The sequence below is a fragment of the Bremerella sp. TYQ1 genome (assembly GCF_020150455.1).
GTDB classification, from domain to species: Bacteria; Planctomycetota; Planctomycetia; order Pirellulales; family Pirellulaceae; genus Bremerella; species Bremerella volcania_A.
Genome location: NZ_CP083740.1, coordinates 3,201,650 through 3,213,980, shown reverse-complemented (window position 1 = coordinate 3,213,980; position 12,331 = coordinate 3,201,650). Strand labels below are relative to the sequence as shown.

At 54.8% G+C, this 12,331-nt stretch carries 10 protein-coding genes; 3 read left to right on the top strand and 7 right to left on the bottom strand.

All coding sequences use genetic code 11. The features are described 5' to 3' along the window. Positions 1-78: 78 nt before the first annotated feature. Entirely contained in the window at positions 79-1,470 is a 1,392-nt protein-coding gene (locus tag LA756_RS12815) for an FAD-dependent oxidoreductase (protein ID WP_224440270.1), read from the top strand. Between the two features lie 6 nt (positions 1,471-1,476). Here LA756_RS12815 and LA756_RS12810 read toward each other — a convergent pair whose 3' ends face one another. The 3 genes from LA756_RS12810 to LA756_RS12800 all read right to left on the bottom strand — a co-directional run bounded on the left by LA756_RS12810 (position 1,477) and on the right by LA756_RS12800 (position 5,811). Next, a complete protein-coding gene (locus LA756_RS12810; protein ID WP_224440269.1) occupies positions 1,477-2,022 on the bottom strand; it encodes a hypothetical protein in 546 nt (181 codons plus the stop codon). A gap of 66 nt (positions 2,023-2,088) precedes the next feature. After that, positions 2,089-3,936 (bottom strand): polyprenyl synthetase family protein, encoded by a 1,848-nt coding sequence (locus tag LA756_RS12805; RefSeq protein WP_224440268.1) that lies wholly within the window; start codon positions 3,934-3,936, stop codon positions 2,089-2,091. Between the two features lie 12 nt (positions 3,937-3,948). Further along, entirely contained in the window at positions 3,949-5,811 is a 1,863-nt protein-coding gene (locus LA756_RS12800) for a prenyltransferase/squalene oxidase repeat-containing protein (RefSeq protein WP_224440267.1), read from the bottom strand. A 161-nt stretch (positions 5,812-5,972) separates the two neighbouring features. Here LA756_RS12800 and LA756_RS12795 point away from each other — a divergent pair, with 161 nt between their 5' ends. Beyond that, a complete protein-coding gene (locus tag LA756_RS12795; RefSeq protein WP_224440266.1) occupies positions 5,973-7,277 on the top strand; it encodes a radical SAM/SPASM domain-containing protein in 1,305 nt (434 codons plus the stop codon). 108 nt (positions 7,278-7,385) lie between these two features. Next, a complete protein-coding gene (locus tag LA756_RS12790) occupies positions 7,386-8,279 on the top strand; it encodes a tyrosine-protein phosphatase (RefSeq protein WP_224440265.1) in 894 nt (297 codons plus the stop codon). Here the strand turns inward: LA756_RS12790 and LA756_RS12785 are convergent. From LA756_RS12785 to LA756_RS12770, 4 genes are all read right to left on the bottom strand, one after another. Further along, complete coding sequence (locus LA756_RS12785) at positions 8,276-9,349, bottom strand: ATP-binding protein (RefSeq protein WP_224440264.1); 1,074 nt, start codon at positions 9,347-9,349, stop codon at positions 8,276-8,278. The two genes, LA756_RS12790 and LA756_RS12785, sit on opposite strands and share 4 nt — an antisense overlap. A gap of 5 nt (positions 9,350-9,354) precedes the next feature. After that, positions 9,355-9,810, bottom strand: coding sequence for a glycine cleavage system protein H (locus tag LA756_RS12780; protein ID WP_224440263.1), 456 nt, complete (start codon positions 9,808-9,810; stop codon positions 9,355-9,357). Continuing rightward, positions 9,810-11,120, bottom strand: coding sequence for a coproporphyrinogen-III oxidase family protein (locus LA756_RS12775; protein ID WP_224440262.1), 1,311 nt, complete (start codon positions 11,118-11,120; stop codon positions 9,810-9,812). The genes LA756_RS12780 and LA756_RS12775 overlap by 1 nt, the downstream gene beginning before the upstream one ends. A gap of 70 nt (positions 11,121-11,190) precedes the next feature. Further along, a complete protein-coding gene (locus LA756_RS12770; RefSeq protein WP_224440261.1) occupies positions 11,191-12,315 on the bottom strand; it encodes a PQQ-binding-like beta-propeller repeat protein in 1,125 nt (374 codons plus the stop codon). Between the last annotated feature and the right edge of the window lie 16 nt (positions 12,316-12,331).

Sequence of the window (12,331 nt, the reverse complement as noted above, 5' to 3'; positions counted from 1 at the left end):
TAGACTGAATGTCTGATCGCACCACAGTCCCTCCTGGCGATGCCCCTTCCTGCCACCTTTTCGTGTGAGGTTTCCATCATGGCGAATTCCCTTTCCCGTCGACAGCTTTTGGCCGCCTCTGTTTCCGGAGCCTTAATTCCGGCCGCGGTCTTGGAAGCTGGTGCTTCCGATTCGTCCCCTGGCGAAATGACAGAACCGCAGCGTAAAGTGCCCATTGCTGATACCACCGACGTGCTAGTTTGCGGCGGGGGACCATCCGGCATTGCCGCCGCTATCAGTGCTGCACGTAGCGGCGCTTCGGTTCGCATTTTGGAAGCCCATGGCTGTCTCGGCGGTGTGTGGACTAGCGGAATGCTTTCGTACGTGATGGATGCCCAGAAGCCTGGCTTGAATGCCGAACTTCCTCGCCGATTGGCTGCCATGGATGCACATCGTGCCAGCGGCTCGAAGAATTACGTGTACGACGTCGAAGCGATGAAGATCTTGCTTGAGCAGATGTGCGACGAAGACAAGATTAAAGTCCAGTACCACACACGCGTAGTCAGTGTCGAAAAGGACAACGCCAATCGGATCAAGGGCGTCGTCACCGAGTCCAAGTCAGGCCGTCAGGCATGGCGTGCTCATACGGTGATCGACACCACCGGCGACGGCGATGTCGGCGCTTTGGCTGGTTGCCAATGGGAATTCGGCCGCGATCAAGATTGCCCTTGCCAGCCGATGTCGTTGATGGGAATCATCACCGCAAGCCCCGAAGCGCTGCAGCAGTTCGATCGCTTGAAAGGTGGGCACACCAAGGACGAATTTCGCGAGCTGATGAAATCGGCAGGGCACGATCCTTCTTACGCCAAGCCAACGCTGTGGTACATGGGCGGCAGCGTGGCTGCGGTTATGATGAATCACGAATATGGTGTACGTCCGTTCGATGCCGCCGCGGTCACGGAAGCCACCATTCGAGCGCGTCGCGAATTGTACGATATTTGCCAGACGCTTAAGGGAGTCGGAGGGGCTTGGAGTGATTGCCGGTTGGTCGCTACGCCTGAGCAGATTGGCGTGCGGGATGGTCGTCGGATTAAGGGACGCTACTTCGTCACCGTCGATGACGTTCGCGAAGGAGCACGCCACGAAGACGCCATTTGTCGCAGCGAGTTCAGTGTCGACATCCATGCCGCAACGCGTGAAGAAAACAAAAAAGCGGCCTACAGTGGGCAAGGGGTCAAAGCCAAACCGTTCGACATCCCGCTACGTGCGCTAATCGCTGCCGATGTGGATGGCTTGATGATGGCAGGTCGCTGCATCAGTGGCGACTTCTTCGCACATGCCAGCTATCGGGTGACAGGAAATGCCGTTGCCATGGGAGAAGCGGCTGGCGTTGCATCGGCACTGGCCGCGAAAGAGAGTTGCTTGCCGCAGGACGTTGCGTGGAAGAAAGTCTCAACGCAACTCGCGTCGCTCCGCAAGCCGGTGGCTTAAGCGGAATTAGTCTCGCGTGACGATTTCCAGCAATTCGACGGCAGGCTCGCCGTTGCAGTAAATCAAAGCCGTTCGACCGTAGACAGTTTCGTTCGGCTCTAAGGCCAGCAGTTCGCGAAGTTCTTCGGCGGGTTGAACGTGCCAAAGACAAGTCAGCTGAACTTCTCGCAGCACGTTATGTTCGATCAGCACGCGTCCCAGTGGAATGCGTTCGCTTTTGATCTCGTTGGCCGGTTCTTCGTCGAGGAACTCGCAGTTGAGCCGGACGATCCCGTACTGCACGACTTTGCCGTCGCTCTGCCGCGTGAGCAAGATCTTGCGAGAATAGTATTGGCCGTCGGTTTGCTTGTCGAGAACTTTCACATCGACATGGCAGCCGTGAAACTTTTCGACGGTGACAGTCATGTGCTCGTTATGAGCGAGCAGCTGATGAAACGGCGGCGGCGTTTGCTGGGCCGAGACTTCCTCGAACTGCCCCAGCGTTTCCGCTTTGTCGTAGAAAAGTGCGATCAGTTGGCTGAGCTCAGGCATCGTGTGGCGAGACGGCTTCACGTCGGATCCTCTTTTTCGAAAGGGAGACGAAACTTGAGTTGGCCAACGAAAAAATCTAGGTGGGGCTTAGGAGGTAGGCGCGGCCAAGGGGAATTCGAGTGAGGTGGTCGGGATGACAATGGTTGGTTTGTGATCCTCGGTCGTTTCCAAAATCGAATCGACTAGATAATACAACAATCGTCGAAACGGTTCAGGTTCGATTTCGTCGGCGATTTCTTCCGCTTTGGCCCGATATTTTTCCACGAGCTGCTGGGCGGCGTCGAAAACGCCTCCTTCGAGGTAAAGGCTGCGAACACGTTGGATCTTCGCCGCAGCGGTCAGATCTGGATCGTTCGCAATTTGAATGAGTTCGTTTCTGCGTTCGTCCTTCAAGTTCTGTAGAGCCAGTGCCCACAGGACCGTTGGGCGGCCGCCGATGATATCGTTGCCAGCGGAAAGTTTGTTGTCTGAATCGCCGAGCCAGTCCTTCAAGTCGTTCAAGATCTGGAAGGCGACACCGACGTGTCGGGCAAACTTACGCATCTCGTCGCGATAATCGTTTTCGGTTTTCGCCAACGCGATACCACAGTGCAAAGCAGCCTCGAACGCCGGCGAAGTTTTCAACGCATATATTTTCAACGCGTCGATCGGAGTCAACTGCTTGCTGGCCGAATCACGCCACATCAGCTCGGCCCCTTGGCCTTCCGAGAGTCGCATGTGAGCTTCGGCAAGTTGATCGACAATCTTCGATACGACTTCCGGGCCAAGCGTTTTGACTTCGCGGCTGACCAGGCGATAGCCGAGCCCGATCATGTAGTCGCCGAGATTGATGCCTGTCGAGATACCGAATTGACGATGTACCGTTGGTTCGCCGTAGCGGAACTCGTCGTCATCTTCGATATCGTCATGAACGAGCGATGCTTTATGGAAGGTTTCAATCGCGAGCGCTGCACGTTTCACTGCATCCGAATACTGAGCGACATGCTCAGCACCTTCGGGCGACATGCCTTGGGCGCCTGTTAGCGAATCGTATACGGCAAGCGTGGTGAAAGGACGCGAGTATTTACCACCACGCCCAATGAAGTCGATCGCCAGGCGTTCGGTCGCCGCGACAGGATCGAGATTGGGCAGGTCGATCGCTTCGGCGTCGAGGGTTTCCGCGGTTTGGCGCTGCGGTGCGACAAGCCGAGTCAGTTCGTTTCGCTCGAACATGTCCTGGGCTGCTCGCATCAAGTGAACGTACGTGGCCGTCTTCTGCTGTGGCTCGCGGTGTGGCAGATGGATCATGTCAAAGACCCACTGCTCGTCGACTGACGTGTTGCGGCAGTCGCTGGAGTGCAGTGGTACCGCCATGCAAGGAATACCGGCGAGTAAGATTTTGTCGAAGGCCTTTTCCAGCACATTCAAACAGGCGACACCGACAACCGCATCGACGTACCCGCTGACAAGAATCTTCATCACAATCGGTGAGCCTTCGGCAACCAACACACGGTAGCCAAGCTCTTCCGCTTGCGAGCGATAATCGGCGATGCTGCAAGCGCCGCACGTTTTGCAATCGAGCCCGAATTGATCGTAATCGGCCGGACAGCCTTCGGCATGTTTCAGGCAATGAGGAAGCAGGAACAGTCGTCGCTCTGGCGGAATGGCGGAGACCTGATCTCGCCAAAACGCGGACGTCATCATTACCATTACCCAGCCGACATACGACTCGGGCAGGTTCATCTCTTCCAGAAGTGCCCGCGTCAGCTTCTCCATTTCGTCCTTGGAGAGGGGACGCGACTTATCGAGGTTCTCGCAGATCTGATAGCAACGATCACGGATCTCTTCGCGCAGTGCCAAGCGATCGGGGACTTGCTTTAAGTGGGCCGTTTTGCGGCGGCGGGAAACCCGCTTCTTGGCACCACCGTTAGATTCAGGCTGAGAGGGGGAAGGCATAGGCAACGTTGCTTAACTCGATTCTCTGGTTCCACTTCCGCTGAGTGCTTCATCGGGCGATGAAGTATTTAATGCTCGACAAGCATGGGCCAGGGCGCTGACCGTCATAATCCGCGGGTAGAGCTTTTCATAATACCACAGCTTAGAGAAGTAAAAACCGATTGGCGAACATTCGACATGAGAATTTTCCTCGACGCGATGGCATAACCAATCGAGGGCTTTCTCGAGTCCTGGGTAGTTTTCGATTCCCTTATTATCGCAAAGAAGCCCCTCAATGGCGAGCGAAGTCTCCTCGATACTACTCTCGTAGCGGCCATTGGTGGCATCTTTTACCGCCTGACCGCCCCCAAATCCGCCATCTTCGTTTTGTTGCTGGGCCAGCCAATTGAGAGCGTTATCGCGAGCCGCTGCAATCTTTTCCGGCAGCGGGGCATCTGGATTGTAGGTATCTCGGAAGTAGGCGAGCACTTTGGAGGTGCCGTAAATGGGGTTGTCTTCTTCCTCGCGATCTTGATTGCCGAACCACAGCGGAAGCCAGTGGTCGTCGACACGATGCTTGGAAAGGTAAGTCATGCCGCCGCCCAGTGGATTTTGGCGCTCGTGGGCCCAAGTCCACGACCAGACAAAAAGTCCGCGCATGACATGGGCGGTCAGATCGCTTCCACTTCGGTCGAACGGTTGAGTCCCCCAGCCACGACAAAACGTGGGCCACCCTTTGTCGCCGTTTTGAAGATCGAGCAACCATTGGCATCCGGCCGACGCAGCTGCTTCAATTCGCTGATGCGTTTCCTGATCGAGATCGGCCTGATCGTAAAAGTTCCGCAACGCCAAAAGTGCACCCGGCGTATCGTCGGCATCAGGAACGCTGCCGCTCAAGTCGGTCCAGCCCCAAGCCCCGGGTGCTGCTCCGGTAAACGGGTGAACTTCCTTGGTTTGACAGTCCAAAAGCCACTCGAGGCATTCCGGCGTGAGGTGTGACTTGTCGTCGCCGAGTACCGAAAGAGCGTTGATGGAAAGTGTTGTGACCCAAGTTGCCAGATTGGTATCGATTGGCCAACTTCCATCTTCGCGAACACTTTCTCGGATGAATCGCAATCCGTTCTGGGCCACCTGGCTGTTGGCTCTGTCGGTCGCGGCGAGGCTCATCACCACGAAGCTGGTCAGCGGAATTGCTTCCAGGTAGCCGCCACTTTCCGGCTGCATCTTGGTCAGAACTTTCGCAGCTGAGTTAAACGTGCTGCCCCGGATCATCCGCATCAACGGATTCCAAGGCTTGTCATGAAAGTACTTGGCCTGACCGATGGCAACGAGGGCCGGAATCGCATAGCTAACGACCGGCAACTGAATGAACTTGTAAAAAGACTGCGGCAGGACGGCGGCCTCGAACGGAAGCGGGGCGACCTCTTTCCAATCGACCAAGCCAGCAAGGGCATAGTTCGTTAAAATAGGAACTGCAAAAGTTTTGTCTTTGCCGTATCGTTTTCGCAGTCCAGGAATGCCACCTTTCTTTTCGATATAGGCGTTGGCGGCCGACAGGACACTTGGGTTTTGCTCGGCATCGCCGGTCAACGTAAGGGCCGCAACGGCCAACATCGTGGTCGCAATGTTGGAGTAACTTAAGTCGGTATCGCCCCAACCGCCGTCGCTGTTTTGGTGGTCGAGAAGGTACCGCACACCCCCGCGAATGAGTGACACATCAGCGTCGCTCGATTGTGAGCCATTTCGCAAAGCGAGTTGCAACGCACTGACAGCCGTGGCTGTAGAGAGGGCAGACGTCGAAAGTTCGCCGATCCAATGGCCGGAAGCATCTCGCTCGTTCAGGAGATCTTGGCGGGCAATTTCGTAGCAAGCACGGACTCGGGCGGGATCGATCATGCAATCGGTTCTGCTAACTGGCAAAGCAAGGAAACGTCTTTGCATCCTAAATGGCTGGACGAATCATGTCCATTAGCGACCCTGTTTCCACTGACTTTTGCGTGCCGATGGGTTAGAATAAACCGCGGCACGTCTTCGATTGATCCCACCAAGGTAACTGCATGTATCTTCGCCTGGCCAAACGCGCCCTGTTGGAAACCGACAAACGTCTCGTAGCCAAGTTTTTGTGGCTGATGGGATTCAAGGGTCTGCGCAGCGTTCAGAAGCATAAAGCTCGACTCAAACGAGGCGAGTTTTTTCCACCGTTTTTGTATGTCTCGGTGATCAACAGCTGCAACTTGCGCTGCCAAGGATGCTGGGTCGATGTCTCGGCGAAGCAGTCGAAGCTGGATCTCGACGCGATGGATCGAATGCTCGGCGAAGCCAAAGCGATGGGGAACGCGTTCTTTGGAATTCTGGGCGGCGAGCCATTCATGCACGCCGACATTCTGGAGATCTTTCGTCGCCATCAAGATGCATACTTTCAGGTCTTCACCAACGGGCATTTCATCACGGATGAAGTTGCCAAAGAGCTTCGCAAGCTGGGCAACGTCACCCCGTTGATCAGCATTGAAGGAACCGAGATTATCAGTGACGTCCGCCGCGGCCGTGGCGGCGTGTACAGCAAATCGATGGAAGGCATTCACAACTGTGTGAATAACAAATTGCTGACCGGCGTTTGTACCAGTTTGTGCCAATCGAATTTCGACGACTTGTTGCGGGAAGAGTGGATTGATCGCCTGATCGAGATGGGTGTGTTTTACTGCTGGTATCACGGATACCGTGTTGTCGGACCGGTCCCGAATCCTGACTTGGCTCTTACCCCCGAACAACAACTGGCGGTACGAAAGTTCGTAGTCGAGATGCGGGTAAAAAAACCGATCGCGATTATCGATGCCTATCACGATGCCGACGGTAACGCGTTGTGCCCGGCAGCAACCGGATTCACGCATCACATCAGTCCCTATGGCGATATCGAACCATGCCCGGTGATTCAGTTTGCCAAGGAGTCGATCCACGACGAACGTCCCTTGCGTCAGGTATTTAACGAGTCAGCCTATCTGCGAGACTTCCGCGAACTGGCGGCGAAGAATACTCGCGGCTGTATCATCCTCGAGCGTCCCGACTTGCTCGCCGATTTCGCTCGTGGCCATGAAGCGAAAGATACAACCGTGCGTCATGAAGCGTATCAAGAGTTGGATGCGTTAAAGTCGAATCCGTCGCAGTATAACCCCGGCAACGAGATCCCTGAGAAAAGCTGGGTTTACTGGCTACTAAAGAAGTATGCGTTTCACGACTACGGAGCATACTCGCAGCACTTCGACGTCAGCAATTGGCAACCAACATTGCCGCAGCAAGCGACCAGCAACGGATCGGCGCCTGATAATCTGGTTCAACTGGAAGCTGATTCGCCAACGAAGGCTTAATTCGTTGCTTGCGTTACTTGTTCTCTTTACACTGAAGTCGTCAATTGGACATGCAGGCATAGCATTTCGTTCGCAACTGCCTCGTTTTAATTATCTTTAGCGAAGAACATGATGCGACTTCTGGCCTGCTTGCTGTCTCTATGCCTGGCGACAACGCTTCAAGCCCAAGATCCTTCCAAGCTCCCCCACGGAGAGCATTTGCCAGGGGTGGACAATGTGCTGAAGGTCACCCCCAACGTCGTCAGCGGAAGTCAGCCCCACGGCGAAGCGGGCTTTAAAACGTTGAAGGACCTCGGCATCGATGTGATTGTCTCGGTCGACGGGGCGACTCCTGATATCGAGAATGCTCGCAAGTATGGCATGCGTTACGTGCATGTTCCGATTGGCTACGACGGCATTTCGGACGAAGCTCAGGCGGCCTTAAAGCGGGTCATGAAAGACTTTCGGCAAGACAAGATTTTCTTCCACTGCCATCACGGTAAGCACCGCGGCCCCGCGGCTGCCGCGGTTGCCTGTTACGAATCAGGCGATTTGTCAGAAGACCAAGCCCTCGATTTCATGCGAAGCGCAGGCACCAGTTCCAGCTATGGCGGATTGTGGAAAGAGATCACCGATTTCAAACCGGTTCCTTTTACGACGCAGTTGCCGATGCTGGTTGAAGTGGCGGAGGTAGAATCGGTCGCGGCCGCAATGGCGAAGATCGATCGTATCTATGACCAATTGGTCTTGTGCGATCAAGCTGGCTGGAAGGCACCTCCGGAGCATGCCGATCTCGATCCGGCCCAACAGGCGTTGCTTATACAGGAAGGCTTGCACGAAACGGGTCGCCTGTTGAAGGAAGATCAGTACGACGCCAAGTTTCGCGAGATGCTTGCGGAGAACGAACGCTTGAGCAAGCAGCTCAAACAGCAGATCGAAGCAGGCCGGAACGGGGAGGCTACGAAGACGCTGAAAGCGGTGAAAGCCTCTTGCTCGGCATGTCACAACGACTACCGCAATTAGATGTCGAGTTCGTCGACGGCATCGATCAAATCGTCGAGGGCGTCATTCTCGCGGTCATCCTTCTCGGCTTGACGCTTAGGCACACCAACGGTTTCGCCGACAGCTTCACGCCCGGCAATAAGTAGTTGTTCGTCTCGTTCTCGGACAGCCGTGTCGAGCGATTTTTCATCTTCCTTCGGCTTACCAAACAGCTGCGAAAGGTCGATCTTCAAACCGCCTCCGGCTACCTCATCGCTACCGGCAATCGTGGGCGTTTTATGCTGTGGGAAGATGATAGCGTTTTCTGGACAAACGCGACTACAAGCAGGACACCCTTTGCGGCAATTGTCTGGCATTTCGACCAGAATGGTCTCGACTCCATCCACGCCGTAGACGCCGAACAAGCAGAAGTCGATGCACTCCATGCAGTTCGTACAGCGGCTGTAGTCGATAACGGGATACCAGCGGCGTTTGGCATCTTCTTCAATGCGGAACGGTTCGATGATGTCGGGCTTTTCGAGTTCGCCGCCATCTTTCAACGCCGTGTCGTTCGTTGGATTGGCAATGCGTTCCAGCTGCTGCGGCGTTGGAGAAGGGGAGCCATTGAGCCCGCCCAGTTCGACCACTTGCGTCGAGAGTTCCTGCTGGATTCGTTTAACTTCCTCGACGTAGTCTTCCACTTTGTTGGAGACGCGAAGATCGATGCAATAGATCATTCGGTTCGGCAAAGGGCGATTGTCGACAACGCGAAGCTTTTCTTCTTCCGGTTCGTCGTCCAGCAAATCGTCTTCGTCTTCATCCGATTCGTGAACGAGAAGCGTGGTCCCTTCTTTGCCGCGAACGTTATTGCGGTCGAGCGTCCAGCGAGTGGCTCGTTCGTATAGCCAGGAAATGACGACGAAGTCGGTGGTGATTGCCTGGAGGCCGAGGATGCCGGGGCCGTCTGGTTTGAGATCGTACAAGTGAGGGACGATGGTGACCTCGATGCCTGGCTCAAACAGCAGCGACGCAACGATATCCTCTTCCAGCTTTCGCTTGGCCGGATTGTTGCTTTGGCCTTGGCTGACGACGACCGTCAAACGTTTGGGCATGGGGGTTACTCGTTCAGTTGTCCCTTGATTGTCCGCTGGGTGATTTCCCAGACCGACGTTAGGTGTTCGATATATTGTTGCGGGTCGAGGAGCGTTTCACCACTTCCTTCGATTTCGTAAAGCCATCCTTCGCCATACATATCGACGTTAATCTGTGAAGGATCGCTCATCAACTCGGGGTTCAACCGCGCAAGAACACCGGGGATCGGCGGATAGAGTTCGCTTTCTGCTTTGCTACTTTCGATAAAGCCGATCTCTTGACCTTCGGAAATTTTAGCCCCTTCGTCAACCTGCCACTCGAGGAAGTAGACATCCTGCAGCAGCCGAACCGCATAGGCAGAAAACCCAAAACGGTACGCATTGCCGCTTTGGGTCGCCCAGCAGTGATTTTTGGCATACATCCGGTCAGTGGGGAATTTGGCCTCGAATTTCCCCATCATGAAGACCAACTCGTCGCTCATTAGGTGTACCGCACTCCCTGGAATTGCGGTTCAAAGAATGGCGGCAGAAGACCATCGGCACGTAGCAAACCATCGCGTGTCAGCTCGATTCGATCGCCGTCGACGGTGACCAAGCCTTCTTCCTGGTACTGCTTCCAGATATCTGCCCACTTGTTAAGGATCTCGACGTTGAACTTGTCTCGGAAGTACCCAGCGTCGAGGTAACCTCGCTTGAGCAGCAAAATCGTTTCCCGGATGAGCAACTGTTCCGGCGTTGGGCGATAAGCACGCTTCAGCGGAAGTTCTTCCTTTTCCAGCAGCGAACTGGTGTAGTCACCCCATTCGGTCTTATTCTGGTAATGGATGCCGCTGATATGTCCGAAGCTGGCAACCCCAGTCGCCAACAGGTCGCTACCACCGAACAGATTGTCGCGATAGCTGAAGTTAACTTTGCTGGGGTCTTTCACCATTGTGTAAGCGCTGCTGACGCTATAGCCCGCTTTGGCAAGTTCGTCGAACGCATAGCTCACCCAAGCACGCTTCATGGGCCAGTCGGCGACCGGCGTTTCAATTTTGTTGCCCAGGATGTCTTGCGAGTAAACCGTGTTGAATGGCAGTTCCATCTGGTAGATGGTCACACTCTCAGGCGAGAACTCGAGCACCTTTTTGATGTTCTCTTTCCAGGTATCCCACGTTTCGCCCACCATCCCTGCGATCAGGTCGATATTGACGTTTGGGAAGTTGGCTTCTTCGATCCATTCCCACGCGGTATAGACTTCTTTGGAAAGGTGAGCCCGACCGTTTTCTTCCAGGATATTGTCGTGGAAGTTCTCGACGCCCAGGCTGAGCCGGGTGACGCCCATGTCTCGCAGCGCTTTCACTTTCGTTTCGCGAAGTGTGCCAGGCTCGCACTCGAAGGTGACCTCTTCCGCTTGATCCCAGCTGATACTCGATCGAAGACGATCTTCCAACCGTTTCAGCTGTTTCGGGCTAAGGAACGAAGGCGTGCCGCCGCCGAAGTAAACGAAACGGAATGGTCGCCCACCCATCGCTTCGGTTTGGCTGACCAGCTCGATTTCTTTAACAAGCGCCGAGACGTACGTTTCGACTTCCTGGGCATTCTTGTCGGTGTAAACGCGGAAGTAACAAAACTTGCAGCGTTTGCGGCAGAATGGCACATGCAGGTACAAACCGAGCGGAACATCTTCGCGCGGCGGCGAGTGCATTGCCTGGTTCAAATCGTCGGCGTAATCCTCGCTCCATTGCGAGAAAGGAGGATAGTTCGAGATGAAGTAACTACCGACTTCGGTTTTGGTGGAATCGGTGGCCATGAATCAATCTTGCTTTCTGCTAAGGGAAACTTGCCGGAGGCTGGCTTTAGCGAAAGGGTGTTTGCGTGACTTATTTCTTTTTGGCGAAGCAGTACAACGTGCCTCGCTCGCTGGCAATCAGGAGGCAGCCATTGGAAACAGCAGGACCTGCGGGGAAGCCACTCTTGGCTTCGTATTGCCAGACTTCCTTGCCGGTTTCGACATCGACGGCACGGACTCGACTGTCGGCCGAACCAAAGTAAACGCGATTGCCGGCAACGACCGGCGAACTGTTAATCTTGCCGCGAGCCTTGAACGTCCATTGCTCTTCTCCGGTCTCACGATCGAGCGAAACCAGGTTTTTGCTGAACGAGCCGAACAAGACGCGATCCGGCAGTACGGCTGCGCTGGCACGGATCTGCTGGCGATTACGTTCGTCTTGAAATTGCCAGACAACTTTCAAGTCTTTCCAGTCGATTGCGAAAAACGATCCCGACTCGGTGCCGAAGTAAGCAACATCATCACGAACCGCGGGGGCGGAACCTGTCGGGCCGTCGATCGGAACGGTACCAATGGCTTCCCCTTTGTCGAGATCGATTACGTGCAATTTGCTATCGCAGCCGGCGACGAAACCTCGATTGGAAACAACCGTCGGCATACAACGGATTTGATCGTCGATCTGAACTTTCCAGGCAAGCTTGCCATCTTCGATATTCAAGCAATACAAATTCGCGTCCTGGGAACCGATCAAGATTTTGTCTTGATAAAAGTTCACGCTGCCGTTGATTTCCAGCCCGGCTTCGAACTTCCAGATCAGTTTGCCATCCTTCGCGTTCAGACAGTGAAGTACACCGTCGATATCGCCGACATAGATTCGACCGTCGCGATAGGCAGGCGAACCCATGAATCCGGAAAGTTGGTCGACGTTTCCTTCGTAGGTCCAAACCTTCGAGCCGTCTTCCAGCTTCAACGCGTAAACGCGGCCGTCCAGATCGCCAATGTAAACCGTTCCGTCGACCACGATCGGCGTCGCTTCAAATGCCCCGTTGTCGATCTCTAGCTTCCACTTCAAGTCGAGATCGTCCGGGAGCTTCTCGTCCGAAACTCCTTGGGCGAGGGCATTCCCTCGATACAACGGCCAATCCGCGCGTACGGACGCGAGCGTCAGCATCGCGAGGCAAATCGCGGCGAGCATTGGCATCCATCGTTTGTTCATAGCGGAATCCTCAACG

Bases quoted from the DNA above. Each gene is read 5' to 3' on its own strand.
- LA756_RS12815 (WP_224440270.1), top strand. From the start codon at position 79: ATGGCGAATTCCCTTTCCCGTCGACAGCTTTTGGCCGCCTCTGTTTCC.
- LA756_RS12805 (WP_224440268.1), bottom strand. From the start codon at position 3,936: ATGCCTTCCCCCTCTCAGCCTGAATCTAACGGTGGTGCCAAGAAGCGG.
- LA756_RS12800 (WP_224440267.1), bottom strand. From the start codon at position 5,811: ATGATCGATCCCGCCCGAGTCCGTGCTTGCTACGAAATTGCCCGCCAA.
- LA756_RS12795 (WP_224440266.1), top strand. From the start codon at position 5,973: ATGTATCTTCGCCTGGCCAAACGCGCCCTGTTGGAAACCGACAAACGT.
- LA756_RS12790 (WP_224440265.1), top strand. From the start codon at position 7,386: ATGATGCGACTTCTGGCCTGCTTGCTGTCTCTATGCCTGGCGACAACG.
- LA756_RS12785 (WP_224440264.1), bottom strand. From the start codon at position 9,349: ATGCCCAAACGTTTGACGGTCGTCGTCAGCCAAGGCCAAAGCAACAAT.
- LA756_RS12780 (WP_224440263.1), bottom strand. From the start codon at position 9,810: ATGAGCGACGAGTTGGTCTTCATGATGGGGAAATTCGAGGCCAAATTC.
- LA756_RS12775 (WP_224440262.1), bottom strand. From the start codon at position 11,120: ATGGCCACCGATTCCACCAAAACCGAAGTCGGTAGTTACTTCATCTCG.
- LA756_RS12770 (WP_224440261.1), bottom strand. From the start codon at position 12,315: ATGAACAAACGATGGATGCCAATGCTCGCCGCGATTTGCCTCGCGATG.